We start from the raw sequence: 19,692 nt of genomic DNA, 5'->3' as shown, positions 1-19,692 counted from the left end.
TGTCGGCTCTCAAATCAGTAGCGAATATACAAAAACCTTTTGAAAAAACGTTCATGGACACCATGAAATTATTCATGGCCATCCCGGATCGTATAAACTTCCTCCAATTGGGCAGATATGGCTGTTTCTCAGAACAGACTTATCGTAACCTTTTTGAGCATGAAACTTTCGACTGGTTTGCGTTCAACGGCTCTATCATCAGCAAGCATCTCACAGGCAAAAGAAAAGCCATCGCCATCGATCCTTCCTATATTCCCAAATCAGGCAAGAAGACACCTTGGATAGGTTACTTCTGGTCTGGTTGTGCAGGAGAATACAAGCGTGGACTGGAAATCATGGGCATCGGTGTCATTGACATCGACAATCATGAATGCATGACTTTAGGTTCCATTCAGACGCCGGATTGTAAGACCTTGGATAATATGGACAAGAGCCTCGTTGACTGGTACAGCAGCTATCTTATCTGTAGAAAAGACAAGCTACAGAGCCTGTCCAGAACGGTGGTTGCAGACGCATTCTTTTCCAAGGAAACATTCATAACACCTATGTGTGAGAACGATTTCCATGTCATCAGCCGCTTTCGGAATGACGTAATCCTGTACTATCCGACATTGGAGCAGAAAACAGGAAAACGTGGTCATCCCAAGTGGTTTGACGGCAGGATTGACTTTGCCAATCTGGATTTGACCCGGTGCAAGGAATACGAGGTGAACAAAGGAAAGCTATACGGATTGAGGGTATATGCAAAAGCTCTCAAAAGGTATGTTTCCTTAGCCGTCTGGTATCCGATGGACGGGAGGACAGACAAGTGGCAGCTTTACTTCTCTACAGACGATTCCATGGATGGACGTGAGGTGCTGGATTATTACAGAACCAGGTTCCAACTGGAATTTTGCTTTAGAGATGGCAAGCAGCATGCAGGAATCACCAACTGCCAGTCAACCGACTTCAGGAAGTTGGATTTTCACTTCAATGCATCGCTCGCAGCTGTCAACTTGGCCAAAGCGGCATGTAAGAGGCTCGGAATAGCCTATTCCATATCCTCTTGCAAGTCATTCATACACAATGCTTATATGCTTGAACGATTTATTTGCGTGTTCGGGATTAACCCAGACATGCAAGTTATTGACAAACTTTTCAAAGAACTCATTTTATTTACTGCCAGAGCCGCTTAGGCTTGGCGAATTTTTAACGAACTATTATAATTATAAATTGATTTGATTGTTTCTTTTGAATAGTTATTACCGTTTTTTGGATAGTTTTTATCTATAAAAATATTCATTGGTTACTAGTTTTGAAAAGTCTTAAAAATTAATATTAAACAATAAATTTTTGACCAATAAAATTTAGTTACTATGAGTAAAGAAGACAAATTTAATCTTTTGTTGCATGGCAATATGTGGCGAATACCTTTATGTATTGCTGCATTTACATTGTTTCCTAAAGGTAATTGCTATGCTGAAGCTAATGTTATGGCAGTTAATACTCCGGTTGAAACTTTACAACAGCAACGCACTGTCAGAGGAATTGTAGTTGATGAGAATGGTATTCCTATTATAGGTGCGACTATTAAGATTTTAGGTACAACTAATGGAACTATTTCCGATATGGATGGAAAATTCGAATTAAATGTTGACTCAAAATCTGTACTTGAAGTTTCTTATATAGGTTATTCTACGCAAAAAGTAAAATTAAATTCCTCTTCTTCTATACAGATTACATTAAAAGAGGAAACAGAGGTCTTAAATGAAGTGGTAGTTACTGGTTTTGGTATGGCTCAGAAAAAAGCTACTTTGACAGGAGCGGTATCTTCTGTAAAATCAACAGATATAGAAAGATCTTCTGCTGTGACAGCCAGTGGTGCATTGGTTGGTAAAATTGCTGGTTTAAATTCACGTCAGCAAGGAGGTGCACCGGGAGCAACAACCGCTTTACAGATTCGTAATATGGGTACTCCTTTGTTTGTAATTGATGGTGTTGTTTCTGATGAAGGTCAGTTCAATAATATGGACTTTAATGATATAGAAAATATATCTATTCTAAAGGATGCTTCTGCTGCTTTATATGGAGTACGTGCGGCAAATGGTGTAATAGTTGTTACAACTAAGAAAGGTCAAAGAAATACGCGAAATACAGTATCTGTTGATGCATATTATGGTTGGCAGAAAAATTCAAAATTTGTAGATCCAGCTGATGTAAAAGAGTATGTTCATGCTTATACTACAGCTGAAACTTTTTCAGGAAGAACGGATGGAAACAGACGTTATAGCAGAGAAGAATATGATAAATGGATGGCAGGTGCAACACCGGCTTATCAAGGATGGGATTGGGGAGATTATATATGGATTAGTGCTCCTCAGTATTATATTAATACTAATTTTTCAGGAGGAACTGATAAGGCAAATTATTATGTAGCTGTTTCACATATTAATCAGGATGCTACTATTCGGAACTATGGTGGATTCCGTAGAACGAATGCCCAGATAAATATTGAAATGAATGTAAATGAGAAGTTTAAAATTGGGGCTAGTATGAATGGACGTATCGAAGATCGGCGTCATCCTGGAGTGCCAGGTGTAGATGATACGTGGCTGCCTCGTTTTGCAACTTTGAAAAATCAGCCAACTAAACGTCCTTTTGCTAATGATAATCCTAATTATCCACAAAAGGTATCTGACCAACCTGAAACAAACTTTGCATTGCTGAATTACAATACAAGTGGACGTGTTTCTGATGTTTGGCGAGTAATTCAATTGAATGGTAATGCTGAATATGAAATACTGGATGGCTTGAAGGCAAAAGCTATGTTAGGATATTATTTTGGTCTTCAAGAATTTGATAATCAGGAATATAAATTTAATTTGTATGCATACGATGAAAAAACAGGGGAGTACTATGTAACCGATCGTATGACAAATCCTTATAGAGAAAGAAATCGTGATAGAGTAGAAGATCTGACGAGCAATATCCAATTAAATTATGATAAAAAATTTGGGAAACACGCAATAAATGTTGTTGCTGGCTTTGAGGCAACTAAGCGTAATCGTCCTAAAATGTGGATTCATTCTACTCCAACATCAGATGCTATGGATTTGATTCGTCTAAATGAGATTGTAGAATTTAATGATACAGGAAAAGGTACAGAAGCCCGTATGGGGTATTTGGCACGAGTCAATTATAATTATGCTGATCGATATTTAGTAGAATTTATTGGTCGTTGGGATGGATCATGGAAATTCCGTCCGGGTCATCGTTGGGGCTTTTTCCCTTCTGCTTCATTAGGATGGAGACTTTCAGAGGAAAATTTTTGGAAAGAAAATAAAATAGGTGAAATAGTTACTAATTTAAAAATTAGAGCTTCATATGGAGAAGTAGGTGATGATAATGTAAGTAATTATTCTCCATATGATTTCTTACCGGGATATACCTATAATAATGGTGGAGCTGTAATTGACGGTGAATGGGTTGTCGGATCTGCTACTCGTGGACTTCCTAATGAAACATTGTCTTGGTTAACAGCAAAGATTTTGGATATTGGTATAGATTTGGGATTTTTAAATAATCGATTGAATGCTCAGGTGGATTTTTTCCAGCGTAAACGTGAAGGACTACCTGCCCAAAGATATGACGTTCTTATACCTGTTGAAGCAGGTTTTAGCTTGCCACAAGAAAACTTGAATTCAGATATGCATCGTGGTTTTGATGCATCCATCTCATGGTCTGATAATATAAATGATTTTCATTATAGTATAGGTGCTAATATGACTTATTCTCGTTTTTGGGATTGGGAACAGTATAAGCCTCGTTTTAGCAACTCATGGCATGAATATAGAAACAGTATTTGGCATCGTGTAGGATATGTTAATTGGGGATATGAAGCTATTGGACGTTTTGAAAGTTGGGAACAGATTGCTAACTATCCAATAGATAATGACCGTAAAGGTAATCGTACTGTTGTTCCTGGAGATATTATGTATAAAGATCAAAATAGTGATGGAGTGATCAATGGATATGATGAGCGTCCTATTGGCTATCGAGTAGACAGTACTCCAACTTTGAATTATGGTATTAATCTATCTGCTTCTTGGAAAGGTTTTGATTTAGCAATGGATTGGACTGGTTCTGGAATGACTTCTTGGTGGCAACGTTATGAAACTGCTCGTCCATTTCAAAATGATGGAAACAATCCTAGTGAAGTCTTGACAGATGCTTGGCATTTGTCCGATCCATTTGATCCAGATAGTGAATTAATTCCAGGAAAATATCCAATGCTCCGTTTGCCTTCAGATGAGACAAGTGCATATGATAGCAGTACTTATTGGTTACATAATGTTCGTTATATAAAGTTGCGTAACTTAGAGTTTGGTTATACATTGCCTAAATCTTGGTTAACTCATACTGGTATCACTAATGTACGAGTATATTTATCTGCCACAAATTTATTAACTATATCTAATATTAAAAGTCTAATGGACCCTGAATGTGCTAGTGATAATGGATTGGATTATCCTCCAATGCGTGTAATAAATCTTGGTGTAAATCTTAAATTTTAAAAATGATGAAAACTAAATATTTGTATACTGCTTCTTTATGTCTAATGATGATGTTTGGCAGCTGCAGTGATTTTCTTGATCAAGAACCAGATACTATTTTGACCCAGGATCAAACCTATGGTGACGAAGCTTTGATGAAATCTGTATTGGCTAATTTTTATGGTCGTGTAATGTTTGGTCAGAAAATTGAAGATTCTGATGCTTGGCGTTTATTAGATGAAGTAATCACATATGACCGTAGCCAAGAAGGAGCTTGGGGACGTAATAATTGGAGAAACGGATATAATTACGTTTTGTTTCATGACCTGAATGTTTTTATGAATGGAGTACAGTCTTCTCCTGTTTTAAGTGAAGATGCAAAAAAAGCATATATTGCTGAAGCTAGATTTATTCGTGCTTGGACTTATTTCTGTATAGGTCGTTCTATTGGAGGAGTTCCTATTATTGGTGATCAGGTTTTCTCATATACTCCAGGAATGGATATTTCTACCTTACAGATTCCACGTAGTACTGAGTCTGATTTATACGACTACATTATCAGTGAGTGTGAGGAGGCTGCTAAAGGCTTGTCGAAGGAAACCAATAAAAATAATGCGCGTGCAAATTATTGGGTAGCCAAAATGCTTCAGGCGCGTGCTGCTTTATATGCAGCTTCGTTAGCTACTTATAATAATGTAGAAGAACATCCGGGACTTAGAACAAAAGGAGGAGAAGTGGGAATTCCTGCTGAAAAAGCAAAGGGATATTATCAAATAGCTTTAACTGCTGCTAAAGAAGTTATAAACGATGGTCCATATAAGTTAATGTTTTCAAATGATCAGAGCCATCAAGCTTTAGCTGATAATTTCTATAAGGCAGTATGTCAAAAGGATGGTAATAGTGAAGTTATTTGGACTTTTGACTTTGTTTCTCCTGGAAAAACTCATCAGTTTACCAAAAACAATCTGCCTAAGAGTATAGAACAGGATACAGGTAGTGATAGACTTTCAGTAATTTTGGAACTTGTTGAAGCGTTTGAACCTATTAATGCTGATGCATCACAGTTGGGTACATCTGTACAATTCGATGCAAGTAAATGGAATGAAGGTAATACCGAATTGAATAATCTGGTATTCTATGATTCTCCTACAGAGTTATTTGAACAGAGAGACCCTAGATTGATGGGGACAATTCTTGTACCGGGTTCTACTTTTGCAGGACAAAATATTGAAATACAGGCTGGACAGCTGATAAAAAAAGATGGAAAATGGGTTGAATTAACGGGAGCACGTAATTCATATGATGATGAACATCGATTGATTACTGCTAATAATGGTCCATTAGGAGGTGACGATCGAGAGATTAATCGTACAGGCTTCTATATTCGTAAATATTTGGATGAAACTCCTGCTGCTGGTACTATTGGTAGAGGATCTGCTATGTGGAATGTACATTTTCGTATTGCAGAGGCCTATTTAATTGCGGCTGAAACTCAGTGGATGATAAGTGGAGATGAAGGTGATTCTGAAGCTTTGTCTTATATTAATGAGGTACGTAAACGCGCTGGTGTAAATCCACTTACTTCTATTGATAAAAATAAGTTGATTCATGAGTATCGTGTGGAATTTGCATTTGAGGGACATCGCTGGTGGACTTTAAAAAGATTTATGGAGGCTCATAAGTTATGGAATGGAGATCCCAACTCGAGAACAGCACAGCGTCACGGATTATGGCCGTATAAAGTTGTTGCACCAGGAGATCCGAATGATGGAAAATGGGTCTTTATTGAAAAAGATATGGCTAAGTTAGGCTTGTGGACTAATCCATATAAGTGTACAGAAGCTGATTATTATGGAGAAATAGACAATGGATGGTTAAATAATAATCCTAAGTTAGTAAAGAATCCTTATCAATAATATAAAAATAATACAATGATGAAAAAGTTGATTAAAATATTATCATTTTTTGTTTTGATGATTGTCGTATTGTCTGGTTGTCGGAAAGATAATTATGATGAACCTGAATCTTTTATAACCGGACGAGTTGTATATCAAGGTAGACCACTTCAGTTAAAAGGAAATGAAGGTGTTGTTTTACAATTGTATCAAAGTGGTTATGAACTTCATGATCCATTTAATGTACATGTTAATCAAAATGGAGAATTTTCGATTTGTATTTTTGATGGGCAATATCAGTTGATAACAAAAGCAGGACATGGTCCATGGACTTCTGAAGGAAGAGATACAATATATATTGATCTGAATGGTTATGCTAATGTTGATGTAAATGTGCAACCATATTATTTGGTTGATAATGCAAAAATAACTCTTGATGGAAATAAGGTTAATGCTTCCTTCGATGTTAATAATGTTGCAGGAAAGGGTATTGACCGTGTGATGTTATTATTGGGAACTACACAGTTCTTATGTGATGATAATCATAATGTGGATAGATATGATGAAACTGATAACATGGCTGAATACAAAGACGGAGGTAAGACTTATGTATTTCAAACAAGAGATTATGCCGAACATCAAATGTTTCAAACTGCTCTGAAACGTGGTACTTTGTTTGGTCGTATTGCATTATGGCCTTCCGGTTCTGACCAAGCTATATATTCTGAAGTAATACGTTTAAAATGATAATGGTTATATCTTTCTAAATTTACATTTATAGGCTATAAAGGGACTTACTTTAGATATAATTTTAATGTAAGTCCCTTTTTGTATATAAATGAATAGAAAATGCCATTAATTGCACAATAATTATCGGTGAATGAAATAAGAACAATTTTTCTTTGCAATAAGTGAGTTGTTTTGTAAAAAATCTGTATTCTCATACAATACTTCGGTAAAAATTTACCGAAGTATTGGTTTAAAGAATAGGGATTTAAATCTAGAATTTTGGGATGCATAATATAAAAAGGAGTTGTATCAACGAGATACAACTCCTTTTTGTTTTATCAACAGTGGATTTTATAAAACTTCGGTATTGTCTTGTTGTTTGGCTGGATGCGGATAGTCTATGGTGTAATGTAGCCCTCTGCTTTCTTTACGTTCCATAGCCTGACGCGTAATTAAATAGCCGACATTAATCATATTACGCAGTTCACAGATTTCACGTGAAGCCTTTACACGCTTAAACAATCGTTCTGTTTCTTCGTATAAGATGTCCAGACGATTCCATGCACGAACAAGACGAAGATTGCTTCGTACGATACCTACGTATGATTCCATTATCTGATTTACCTCTTTCATGCTTTGAGTAATCAGGATGCGTTCTTCATTGCTGATTGTACCTTCTGCATTCCATTCAGGAATATCTTCATTGAAGTCATAACGGTCGAGAACGCTTAAAGCATGTTTCGCAGCAGAGTCTGCATACACGATAGCCTCAATAAGCGAATTGGAAGCAAGACGGTTTCCTCCATGCAATCCGGTACAAGAGCATTCTCCAATAGCATACAGACGTTTGATGCTAGATTGTCCGTCCAAGTCAACTTTGATACCGCCACACAAGTAATGAGCAGCAGGAGCCACCGGAATATAATCCTTGGTAATATCTATACCCTGGCTAAGACATTTTTTATAAATATTGGGGAAGTGTTTCTTTGTTTCTTCCGGATCTTTATGGGTTACATCCAAATATACATGATCTTCACCCCGTTGTTTCATTTCACTATCTATGGCACGGGCTACGATGTCGCGCGGAGCAAGTGATAAACGTGGATCATATTTTTGCATAAATTCTTCTCCGCCGAGATTTCTTAATACAGCTCCATATCCACGCATGGCTTCTGTTATTAAGAAACTAGGACGGTCTCCCGGATGATACAAGGCTGTTGGATGGAACTGGATGAATTCCATATCCTTTACAAGTCCCTTAGCACGATAAACCATTGCGATACCGTCACCAGTGGCAACCAGCGGATTGGTTGTATGGGTATATACAGCTTCACATCCTCCTGTAGCCATTACTGTGACTTTTGAAAGGAAGGTATCTACATCTCCTGTTTTTTCATTCAATACATAAGCACCAAAACATTTAATGCCTGGTGTATGACGGGTTACGATGATGCCAAGATGATGCTGAGTGATAATTTCTACAGCATAGAAGCTGGTAAATACTGTGATATTAGGATGTTTTTTTACAGCTTCGATCAGGCTCGTCTGAATTTCTGCTCCAGTATTGTCCTTATGGTGTAAAATGCGGAATTCGGAGTGCCCTCCTTCTTTATGTAAATCGAATTCTCCGTTTTCGGTTTTATCGAAGTTAACTCCCCAGTTTATTAATTCTTCAATCTGAGCAGGGGCATTACGCACTACTTTTTCTACAGCTTCCGGGTCGCTAATCCAGTCGCCAGCTACCATTGTATCGTGGATATGCTTTTCGAAGTTATCCACTTTCAGATTCGTTACAGAAGCAATTCCTCCTTGTGCATAGTAGGTATTGGCTTCTTCTAGTCCGGCTTTGCAGATCAGTGCAACCGAACCTTTATGCGCAACTTTCAGCGCAAAGCTCATTCCGGCAATTCCTGAACCGATAACGAGAAAATCGAATTTTCTTACCATAATAAAATATGTATATATTGTTGCAAAACTACAAAAAAACTGACATGAGAGCACTGTCTCTTTGTTTTTTTTCTAAAGAACCTTATGATAAGTATGGTTTTCGGTGATAAATTGCTATCTTCACAAAGAATTAATAAATCTTGTAGATATAATGGACAGGACTTTTCACTCTAAAGTAGACTGGTGGTACTGGTTACTGATGGCTGTAACTGCTTTTTTATTGTTCGATTTCTTTTGGTTTCATTATACCATAGCCACATTACTGGTTGCTGCTGTGATGATATTTGAAATTGAAATGTTAATACATACACGTTATATTGTTACGGGTAGTGGCAAGTTATTGATTGAAACAGGACGCTTTGTGGCTGATAAAACTATATTACTGAATACTATTGTCGGTATGTGCGAAGTAAATTCTTTCTCCATTGCTCCTGCCCTTTCTGTTCATCGAGTTGAGATAACTTATCGTGTCGGTGATAAACATGAAAAAGTTTTTGTCTCTCCTCAAAATGCGGAAGATTTTATCCGATGGGTACAGAAAAAAATGAAAAGTGGCGAAAATACAGATATGATCGATAACTAAAATATGTTTTATGAAAAATTTCAAACCTCGAAAATCGGTAAAGAGATTTATATGTGAAACTCTTATAAGTGCTCTTGTCCTGACTGTTATATTAGGTATAATCTATTATCAGGAAAGACTTTGGGTACTTGCTATGGTATTGATTTTTATACTTGATGTATTGTTCTGCATGTTCGAAGAAATAAAAGAATACCGGATAGATGATGATGGAACAGTACATGTAGTTTGTTATTTAGGCTTTTCAAAGGTCGTTTTGAAGGGAATTACCAAAGTGTATTTTGACCCCCAGCGTAAAGCTCTGCGTATCATTGCTGAAAAAAGTGACAGGTGGTATCCTTTACAGGAGCCGGAATTGTTTGTAGATACTCTATACGAATATTATCCGGATATGGAATACGAAAACTGGAGCTGATATAAATTGAAACCTATTAATCTAAATAAAATAATATGAAATTCCAACTTGCAATTATTGGTGGAGGTCCTGCCGGATATACAGCTGCCGAAGCTGCCGGTAAGGCTGGATTGAGTGTTGTTCTGTTCGAAAAGAATAGTTTGGGAGGTGTTTGTCTGAATGAAGGATGTATACCGACGAAGACATTGCTTTATTCAGCTAAAGTATACGATTATGCCCGTCATGCATCGAAATATGCTGTAAGTGTACCAGACGCTTCTTTTGATTTGCCGAAAATTATTTCACGAAAAGCCAAGGTTGTCCGTAAACTGGTTTTAGGGATTAAGGCTAAACTGGCAGCACAGCAGGTTACTGTTGTTAATGGAGAAGCTTATATTGTGGATAAGAATACTGTACGTTGTGCAGATGAAACGTACGAATGTGAACATCTGATTATTTGTACAGGTAGTCAGACTGTTATTCCTCCGATACAAGGTATTGATCAGGTTAGTTATTGGACTCACCGTGATGCACTCGATAATAAAGAATTGCCTCGTTCGCTTGCTATTGTAGGAGGAGGAGTTATCGGAATGGAGTTTGCTTCTTTCTTTTCCAGCTTGGGAGTACAAGTAACCGTCATCGAAATGATGAATGAAATCTTGAATGGCATCGATCGTGAACTTGCGGCTTCTCTTCGCACAGAATATTCAAAGAAAGGAGTTAAATTCCTGCTTGGCGCCAAAGTAACCAGTCTTTCACAGGATGACGAAGGAATACATGTACATTATGAAAATGCGGATGGAGCAAACAGTATATGTGCCGATAAGCTGTTGATGAGTGTAGGTCGTCGGCCTGTTACAGAAGGCTTTGGTCTTGAAAATCTGAACCTGGAGCTAACAGAGCGTAGGCATATCCGTGTCGATGCTCATTTACGTACCTCTGTTCCTGGAGTATATGTATGTGGTGATCTGAATGGCGTTTCTTTGCTGGCTCATACGGCTGTGAGAGAAGCAGAAATAGCCGTAAAAGATATTTTGGGTGAGCCGGAAGAAATGAGTTACCGTGCTATTCCAGGAGTTGTTTATACCAATCCGGAAATTGCTTCTGTAGGGCAGACAGAAGAGGTGTTGCAGGCAAATGGTACTTCATATCGTACAGTGAAATTGCCCATGGCATATTCAGGACGGTTTGTTGCTGAAAATGAAGGCTCAAATGGAGTTATTAAAGTTTTGGTAGACGATAAAGATACGGTGCTTGGCGTACATATATTGGGAAATCCTGCTTCCGAGTTAATTGTCTTGGGAGGTATGATGGTAGAAGAACACCGTAATCTGGAATATTTTAAACGTTTTGTTTTTCCGCACCCAACAGTAGGTGAAATCTTTAGAGAATTGTAATATATGAAGCGAACAGGACTAGTATTAATCTCTCTCATAATATGTTGTTGTACACTGGCTGCCCAGTCTATTGCCGGAAAGCTGGATGCATTGGTTTCTTCAGAAAAAGTATTGACGACTTCGGAGGTTGGCATTAGTGTTTTCAATTTGACACAAGGAAAGCAGATGTATGCCTATCAGGATAAAAAACTTTATCGTCCTGCCTCCATTGAAAAAGTGATAACATCGGTTACTGCATTGGCAGAGCTTAGAGAATATTATCTTTTCAATACACGGATTGCTTATACAGGAACTATCGTTCAGGACAGTATATTACAGGGAGATTTATACCTAGTCGGTGGATTCGATCCGGAGTTTATGGATGAGGATATGAATAAACTGGTAGAAGCTGTTCATAACTCCGGAATACGTTGCATTCAAGGGAGCCTGATTGCAGATGTATCGTTGACAGACTCTATTTATTGGGGGGCAGGATGGTCTTGGGATGATACTCCCGAAGCCTTTCAGCCATATTTATCTCCGCTCATGTTAAACAGAGGATGCGTAAATGTAACAGTAATTCCCACATCGAAGGGAAGAAAGCCGAAAATAGAGGTTATACCAGAATCTGATTATTACACCGTTTGCAATTTAGCTCAGAGCTATGCTCCGCAATGTGGGAAACTGAAAGTTACCCGTAACTGGCTGGATAATGGTAATACGATTTGTGTAGATGGAAATGCTAATTACAGATGTACAAAGACACTGAATATGTATTCGTCAAAAGATTTTTTTCTGCATACATTTGCTTATCGTTTAAAAGAAACGGGTATTTCTATACAGTCAGTCCGGTATGGAATATGTCCGGATGAGGCAACTGGTATGTATACATTTTCACGACCGTTGGAACCTGTATTAAAACGTGCGTTGAAGAAAAGTGATAATCTGTCTGCCGAAGCAATGTTTTATCATCTGGCTATCAGTCGTTCTGGGAAAAAAAATGTAGGTTTTAAGGATGCGCAGGAAGTTATTCACTCCTTTATGAAGCATGAGATCGGGCGTAATCCCGATAATTACAGTATCGTAGATGGCAGTGGTGTATCACTTTACAATTATATCTCTCCTGATTTGATGATGGAGTATCTGAAATATGCTTATGCACATCCTGAGATTTTTCATACATTTTATGAGGCTCTTCCCGTTGCGGGAGTAGATGGGACACTGCATTATCGTATGAAGCAGGGAAAAGCATATCGGAATGTACGTGCCAAGACCGGTACTGTTACAGGGATAAGTTCGCTTGCCGGATATGTAAAAGCAGGAAATGGCGATATGCTTGCTTTTGTTATTATCAACCAGAATGTTTTACGAGGTAAGGAAGCTCGTGCGTTTCAAGATAAGATTTGCGAAATATTAGCACACTAATAAAAAGAAATTAGTATATTTGTGAACTTAGAAAATTAGAATAAATAAATCCGTGTTCGTAAACGGAAAAACAATTTGCTTTTTTAAGGTTGATATTAGTTATTAACAATATAAACACTAAAGAAAACTATGGTTAATTTTTCACTCGAAGGTAAAGTAGCTCTTGTAACAGGAGCTTCTTACGGTATCGGTTTTGCAATTGCAACAGGTTTTGCACAGGCTGGTGCAAAAATTGTATTCAACGACATCAAGCAGGAACTGGTAGACAAAGGTCTTGCAGCATATAAGGAACTGGGTATTGATGCTCGTGGTTATGTTTGTGATGTAACCAACGAAGAAGCTGTAAATGCTCTGGTTGCCCAGATTGAAAAGGAAGTAGGTGTTATCGATATTCTGGTAAACAATGCAGGTATCATCAAGCGTATTCCGATGTGTGAGATGTCAGCAGCCGAATTCCGTCAGGTAATCGATGTTGATTTGAATGCTCCGTTCATCGTATCAAAAGCTGTTATTCCTAGCATGATCAAGAAAGGTCACGGAAAGATTATCAACATCTGTTCAATGATGAGTGAACTTGGCCGTGAAACAGTATCGGCTTATGCAGCAGCAAAAGGCGGCTTGAAGATGCTTACCCGCAACATCGCATCTGAATATGGTGAATTCAACATCCAGTGTAATGGTATCGGTCCGGGTTATATCGCTACTCCTCAGACCGCTCCTTTGCGTGAACGTCAGGCAGACGGTTCTCGTCATCCTTTCGATGCTTTCATTGTTGCCAAGACTCCTGCTGCACGCTGGGGAAATCCGGAAGACCTGATGGGACCGGCTATTTTCCTTGCTTCGGATGCTTCAAATTTCGTAAACGGTCATGTGCTTTACGTAGACGGTGGTATTCTGGCTTATATCGGAAAGCAGCCTAAATAATTTTAGCTCTTCCCGAGCGATATAAAAAAACTAGCTGAAGTTTTTCCTAAAACTTCAGCTAGTTTTTTTATTTTTTGTACGAATTTTCGGTCAAACTTCACGATGTTTTTTCCGACTTATGCGCTTTATCCAAAGGTAATATCCTGTAAGTGGTAAAATACCTCCTACGAACGCAGACAGAAAATATAGAATACGGGTTATGATACCTCCCCATTGTCCGGTATGGAATGAATATATGATTCCTTTCATCTTGCTGGATATAGGTTGTTCATTGGTATCATAGATTGTTATTTCTGTAATTTTTCCAGTATGAGCATCAAACAATGCTGTGTCACCTTTCCGTTTTCCTGTCTGAATGATTTGTGCATTATTTTTGTTTAACTGGATTGTGCCATAGCTGTTATACTTTGTTTGCAGTTCCGCAAGGGCAGTATCCCAGGCCAGATAGTTTGTTTGCTCTGCTCTCTTTCTTTTTTCTTTATTATTATGTCCTTCTCCATGTGCGGCAGTCTGCTGTGGCTGTTCGGTAGAAGCACCAAAGAGTGCATAAAATCCGGTACGATACCATCGGAACGACCACGTTAGTCCGGTAAGAGCCATGATTAGCAGAAAGATGGTTGCATAGAAACCTAATGATACATGACTGTCGTACCAGAAATGGAACCAGCCTTTGTTGCATGATAATTTAAGCCGGTTTTGCAGACTTTTGCGGCTACGGGGCCACCAGATTACTAAACCTGATATCAGAATAACCACCATGAGCAGGGTACTTATGCCTACAATGGTTTTTCCTGTTGACGGAGCTCCTTTCTGAGCAGGAGCATCCAGTAGCCAGCGATGCAATTTGCGGACAGTCTGGAAGAAAGAACTTCCTTCTACCCATCCGTTTATTTCTCCCGAATAGGGATTAATACTTAACTGGCGGCGTCCGGCATTTTTAAAGCTTACCATCCAGGCTTCTTCAGGATTTTGGGCTGTTTGCAGGCTGTTTACTTCCAGGGTATCACTTATTTGGTTGTTGATAAGTGCGACAATCTGCGAAGGTTTTAGCGGCGTAGCCCCTTCTGTATAGTCTACGGTATATAGATGAGGACTGACTGCACGGGTTATTTCCTTCTCGAATACCAGGAGTGCCCCTGTCAGGCAGACAATTGAAATAATCAGCCCGACAGGAACAGATATCCATAAGTGTATTTGTTTGAATAATTTTCTCATTGTTGTGTTTTAGAATGATTTTGGTGACAACATGCCTACAGCAGCAACTTCATCTGCTACGATACTTACACCTTTAGTTGCCGTTGCCGTTGTCGGATCAATTTTATACAGAGCCGGACTACTGCCATCGTTTGTTACTACAGGAATATAGGCTACTCCGTTTGTACAGAAAGGAGCTCCTAGCGACGTTATGCTACTTTGTTGTGGCATGCCGCTTGATACAGTTGTAAGTTTTCCCTCTTCGGCCTTGAAAATGGCAAGTTCGGTTACAACAGCATTTTTTCCGGTCATCATACCTGCAACTCCATCAGTGTACATTTGCAGAAGGAAGTAGTCTTGAGTAATATGCCAGCATCGGAACATTGGCTTTTTACTGCCCAGTTCTTCCAGATTATAGTAATAGCTTGAGTCGAAAGTTGTTTCTCCTGCCTTGATACGCATTACTCCTGAAGGGAGTGTACCGGTAACTTTTTTCAGATCGCTGGAAGAAGTTGCTGTACGTCCATATCCTGGAGAGAAAACATACAAGTCGCCGTTGTCGGCAGCCCAGATTGTCTGATAATATTGAGAACGGTTTCTTCCACAGGCAAATCCGATTTTGTCTGTTTCTACAATGGTCGGTGTTTCATCGAAGCTGCTTCCGTTGTAGATTGCGATGAATGCCTTATCTGGATATTGGGTAGACGGTATTTGTCCTGCCGTATACGAACCTGAACCGGTTCCTCCATCAGATTTGGCAACTAAGTCAGTGTCTGTTATTTTATCGGGATATGTATTGACACCGTAATGACTCATTCCCATCGGAATGACCGAGGTATAAAGTTTATTGTTTGCTTCTACAAATCCGGCGAAGCTGACAAACTCACCATTTCCGAGAAAGTCTTCTGCAATCTGTGTACCTGTAGTTGTTTTACCATTTGTAGCGTTCAGATAATTGAACTGAATATATTTGGCATAATGTTCTCCGTCTGTTTCTTTGTTCCCGTCGTTGGTAGAGGCTGTTATGACATTGTTTCCCCAAATACCATATGTAGTAATTCGGTTAAAAGTGTAAGAGTTATATTCAACTGGTTTACCGGTAGACTGGCTCAATATATACGATGCACCGGTTCCAGCCTCTCCATTATTGTATTTTAAGCTGAACAGATAATTTGTTCCGTAAAATACCCAGTAAGATCCTCCGATAGTTTCAGTTCCACTTCCTATGGAGGTGACACTTCCTTCATCAAGCGATTCGGCTGTAATGAGATAAGTTGCATCACCGGTTTTTGCTGCAATTACATATTTATCAGTTTCGGTTACTGAACCTCCTGAATTTCCATTTGAATATTCATCGCTGCATGAACTGAACAGGCTGCTTGAGCAGACTGCTATTGCCAGGGCATGTGTAAAATACTTTTTTTGCATGTTCTTTTATGTTTTAGTTTAATTTATTTTCCGAAATTCACTCTTATTTTTCCATAAAAAGCTCGCCCTGCTTTTTGCAGGCTGAAATTATCATACAGTTTGGCATTAGTCAGATTCCGACATTCGAAAGAGAGATTGTAACGGCCTCCTTTCAAACTGTATCCGATACTGAGATTATGTGAAATCTGTTCAGGTACACGGATTTTGGTTGTCGGATCTCCCAGATTCTCCCAGTATAACGGAAATTCATGCTGGTAGTATCCGTCGTAACCCAATGTCAGTACATTCCCTTTGTCAAACAGATCATGCCAGGTAAACGAAGCATCGAAGTTAGCATACAAGTAAGGCTGGTTAGGTATACGCTGGCCATAAGTCAGACTTTCCTGCTGTGTACCTCCTGCACGGTATTTTTCTTCGTCGCGTGCATTCATGGAATTGAACGTTCCTCCAATGTTGAACCACCGTGAATAATTGTATCTCAGTGAGATATTATATCCTTTAGTTTTTACCCTGCCGTGATTTTCGTAATATCCGAAACTCATATTGCTTACTTGTGAAAGTCCTCGCTTGATATAGTCTTTCGTATCGCGGTAGATGAGGCTTCCTTCTACGTAAATGGCATGTTTGCCAATATGATAAGCATAACTCAGATTCAGGTTGAAGTTATCGCTTCTTTCTGGTTTCAGATCGGCTTTTCCTGCTTCCAGGTCTTCATCACCGAAAAGCTCTTCGGTTGTGGGAAGTCGGTATGCTTTTTCGTAGGATAATTTTGCTTGCAAGTCCTTTATGATAAAATACGTGCCGGCTACTCCATATCCTAATGAACTAAGGTGTTTCTTCAGGGTGGTATAGTTTCCTATTCCATCTGAATTTTGTGATACAGGACCTTCGTTGTACTGGTTATAGTATTTAGTGAAAGCCGAGATATTCCATTTATCGGAAGGCATGTACCGGTATGAGAGTCCGGTGATGTTCTTTCGTGTTTTTTTAGGAATACTGAAATCAGACAGCTTGGAGCTCCCCGAGATATACGAACGTGTAGTACGGTGAAAGGTACTGATTACATGGTTCAGGGTGAAAGTATGTGCTTCTCCTATACGGTAATTGGCTGTAAATGTTCCATTCCAGTTCGTATTTTTCGATTCATTATTCTGATGCGACTGTTCTCCCGGTGTACCGGTATATTTTTTATCTCCCAGCCAGTTGTATTTATAGGCTGCGGTATCAATGTTATGTGTGATGTTATGGTTGTAATTGGCTGTAGCCGAAATATCCAGTCCTTCGATGAGCAGGTTACGCTTACGGTATTCTACTGATGGAACGAACGAGTATCCTTTACGGTGCTTTTGTCCGAATACGACATATTGATATACTCCTGTCTGGATTTCTTTATAGAAGTGAGAATAGTTGAAACTGAATACCAGACGGTCTGCCCAGGTTTTATCCATGACTCCTATTTTACCGATAACAGCTTCATTATGAAATGTATCGTTAAAACGTTTTACATGGTATATTTTATTTTTATCTGTACTCTCGGTAATACCGTCTTCACCAAACTCGGTAATGTAATTGTCGATATAATAATCATTGTCAGAATAATTCTGGAAAGCATTGATTTCATACATCAGTCCATTCTTGAATGTCTGACCGAAGTTTACATACGATTTATGTGTATTGAATGAACCATATGAATATGAGGCGTCAAAAAACCAGTTGCGGCGTTTCTTGTTGGTTACAATGTTGATAACTCCTCCCAACGCATCTGTTCCGAAGCCTACAGGCACAACACCTTTGTATACTTCAATGCGTTCGGCAAAATTTACAGGAATATTGTTCAGATCGAAAGCTGTTCCTGCTCCTTCCTGGGGAACACCATCGATAAAGACTTTTACATGCTTACCACTGAATCCGTCCAGCATCAGCTGCATATCCGATCCTACACCACCCGATTCGCGAAGTTTCATTCCGGGAAGTTGGCTTAAGGCTTCACTTAGGCTTTTAGTTGAGTTATGAAGCTCTTTTGTATCGACTGCTACAGCATTGAAAGCTGATTTTTTTACACGGTTTACTCCGGTAGATGTTACTACCACTTCGTCCAGTTCTGTAACTGAAGGTTTTAGCACAACTGTTTGTTTATTACGCTCGTTTGGTACGATTTCTATCGCTTTTTCGTATGTTTCAAAGCCTACGGCTGAAATAATCAGCGTATATTTTCCTGCCGGTGCGTGTAAATGGTAAATGCCTTGTTCGTTGGTAGTACATCCATACTGTGTACCTTTTAGATATACAGTAGCAAAATCGATAACGCTTTTATCGGTTGATACTACTTTACCTGACAGTAATGTGCGTGGTTGTGCAAAAAGAGAAGCAGAATAAATAACTGCTATTAAAATGAGTATGCCGTTTTTTATCATTAATTCTTTTTTCCTTAAAAATTATACCTGTTATACCTTTTAAAAACCATTTTATTCGATGGTGCAAAGTTATTCAGGCAGGAAAAAAGAATCAATCGCAAAAATTTGGTATTTGTCTGGCTGAAAATCTCAGATATAACTAAAACAGCAATACCTAAAAGTTGGTATTATGCTGTTTTTAGTCGAATACTTTAAACGTATACCCTTGTTCCAGCAGCCATTCTATAGACCGGGGAAGAGCATACTTCATGCGTGGTTCTGATTTAATTGAATCGTGGAAGGTGATAATGGAACCGTTGCGAACATAGCGTTTTACTATTTCGAATACTTGTGGTCCGTTTAAATGCTTGCTATAATCGCGGGTTACCAGATCCCACATTACGATGCGGTATTTTTTCTTTAATACCATGTATTGAAGCCATCGCATGTGTCCGTGTGGCGGACGGAATAAATCTGTGTGGAGATATTCGTTTGCCTTGTCTGTATTAGCGAGGTAATTTTTGCTGAGAAACTCAAATCCACGGATATGATTGAATGTATGATTTCCTATGCGGTGTCCGCGCTCTACTACCATACGAAATTCAGCGGGGTGTTTGCGTACATTATCACCGACCATGAAGAAAGTAGCTTTTATGCCATATTTGTCCAGCAAGTCGAGCACCCATGGGGTTATTTCGGGGATGGGGCCGTCATCGAATGTCAGATAAACCGATTTTTCATTTTTATCCATACGCCACATAGCGCTGGGGTATAGCATACGTAAGATTTGAGGAGGTTGTTCTATTAACATGAATCGATTAACTCTTTGTTAGTTAGCGATGAAAAAAGAAAATCACAGAGGAACAAGTTTATTC

General features: G+C 38.8%; 14 protein-coding genes. 9 read left to right on the top strand and 5 right to left on the bottom strand.

The window, feature by feature from the left end; genetic code table 11:
• The 4 genes from BACCOP_RS06605 to BACCOP_RS06590 form a co-directional block, all read left to right on the top strand.
• Positions 1-1,175, top strand: a 1,175-nt coding sequence (locus tag BACCOP_RS06605; RefSeq protein ID WP_007567498.1) for a transposase, incomplete at its 5' end; no start/stop codon positions are given.
• Positions 1,176-1,355: 180 nt separating this feature from the next.
• Positions 1,356-4,553 carry a SusC/RagA family TonB-linked outer membrane protein gene (locus BACCOP_RS06600; RefSeq protein ID WP_007567496.1) on the top strand — a complete coding sequence of 1,066 codons (3,198 nt, stop codon included), beginning with the start codon at positions 1,356-1,358 and terminating at the stop codon, positions 4,551-4,553.
• A gap of 5 nt (positions 4,554-4,558) precedes the next feature.
• Positions 4,559-6,448 carry a RagB/SusD family nutrient uptake outer membrane protein gene (locus BACCOP_RS06595; RefSeq protein ID WP_040311870.1) on the top strand — a complete coding sequence of 630 codons (1,890 nt, stop codon included), beginning with the start codon at positions 4,559-4,561 and terminating at the stop codon, positions 6,446-6,448.
• Between the two features lie 18 nt (positions 6,449-6,466).
• Positions 6,467-7,174 carry a DUF3823 domain-containing protein gene (locus tag BACCOP_RS06590; protein WP_040311890.1) on the top strand — a complete coding sequence of 236 codons (708 nt, stop codon included), beginning with the start codon at positions 6,467-6,469 and terminating at the stop codon, positions 7,172-7,174.
• A 333-nt stretch (positions 7,175-7,507) separates the two neighbouring features.
• On the opposite strand, the gene nadB is transcribed toward BACCOP_RS06590, so the two are convergent.
• Positions 7,508-9,103: an L-aspartate oxidase gene (nadB, locus tag BACCOP_RS06585; RefSeq protein WP_007567490.1), complete on the bottom strand. Its 1,596-nt coding sequence runs from the start codon at positions 9,101-9,103 to the stop codon at positions 7,508-7,510.
• Positions 9,104-9,254: 151 nt separating this feature from the next.
• On the opposite strand from nadB, the gene BACCOP_RS06580 reads away from it, so the two are divergent.
• The 5 genes from BACCOP_RS06580 to BACCOP_RS06560 all read left to right on the top strand — a co-directional run bounded on the left by BACCOP_RS06580 (position 9,255) and on the right by BACCOP_RS06560 (position 13,802).
• Positions 9,255-9,686: a PH domain-containing protein gene (locus tag BACCOP_RS06580; RefSeq protein ID WP_007567486.1), complete on the top strand. Its 432-nt coding sequence runs from the start codon at positions 9,255-9,257 to the stop codon at positions 9,684-9,686.
• A gap of 10 nt (positions 9,687-9,696) precedes the next feature.
• Positions 9,697-10,098 carry a hypothetical protein gene (locus BACCOP_RS06575; RefSeq protein WP_007567484.1) on the top strand — a complete coding sequence of 134 codons (402 nt, stop codon included), beginning with the start codon at positions 9,697-9,699 and terminating at the stop codon, positions 10,096-10,098.
• Between the two features lie 35 nt (positions 10,099-10,133).
• On the top strand, positions 10,134-11,474 hold the full coding sequence (lpdA, locus tag BACCOP_RS06570; protein WP_007567479.1) for a dihydrolipoyl dehydrogenase: 1,341 nt from the start codon (positions 10,134-10,136) through the stop codon (positions 11,472-11,474).
• Between the two features lie 3 nt (positions 11,475-11,477).
• A complete protein-coding gene (gene dacB, locus BACCOP_RS06565) occupies positions 11,478-12,878 on the top strand; it encodes a D-alanyl-D-alanine carboxypeptidase/D-alanyl-D-alanine endopeptidase (protein WP_007567477.1) in 1,401 nt (466 codons plus the stop codon).
• 129 nt (positions 12,879-13,007) lie between these two features.
• Positions 13,008-13,802, top strand: a complete 795-nt coding sequence (locus BACCOP_RS06560; protein ID WP_007567476.1) for a gluconate 5-dehydrogenase — start codon at positions 13,008-13,010, stop codon at positions 13,800-13,802.
• Between the two features lie 90 nt (positions 13,803-13,892).
• Here BACCOP_RS06560 and BACCOP_RS06555 read toward each other — a convergent pair whose 3' ends face one another.
• The 4 genes from BACCOP_RS06555 to BACCOP_RS06540 form a co-directional block, all read right to left on the bottom strand.
• Positions 13,893-15,017: a PepSY-associated TM helix domain-containing protein gene (locus BACCOP_RS06555; protein ID WP_007567475.1), complete on the bottom strand. Its 1,125-nt coding sequence runs from the start codon at positions 15,015-15,017 to the stop codon at positions 13,893-13,895.
• A gap of 9 nt (positions 15,018-15,026) precedes the next feature.
• Positions 15,027-16,424 carry a DUF4374 domain-containing protein gene (locus BACCOP_RS06550; protein ID WP_007567473.1) on the bottom strand — a complete coding sequence of 466 codons (1,398 nt, stop codon included), beginning with the start codon at positions 16,422-16,424 and terminating at the stop codon, positions 15,027-15,029.
• A gap of 23 nt (positions 16,425-16,447) precedes the next feature.
• A complete protein-coding gene (locus tag BACCOP_RS06545) occupies positions 16,448-18,838 on the bottom strand; it encodes a TonB-dependent receptor (protein WP_007567470.1) in 2,391 nt (796 codons plus the stop codon).
• A gap of 178 nt (positions 18,839-19,016) precedes the next feature.
• A complete protein-coding gene (locus tag BACCOP_RS06540; protein WP_007567466.1) occupies positions 19,017-19,628 on the bottom strand; it encodes a polysaccharide deacetylase family protein in 612 nt (203 codons plus the stop codon).
• Positions 19,629-19,692: the final 64 nt, after the last annotated feature.

The organism is Phocaeicola coprocola DSM 17136 (assembly GCF_000154845.1).
Lineage (GTDB): Bacteria > Bacteroidota > Bacteroidia > Bacteroidales > Bacteroidaceae > Phocaeicola > Phocaeicola coprocola.
This window is presented reverse-complemented; position numbering and strand designations above follow the sequence as displayed.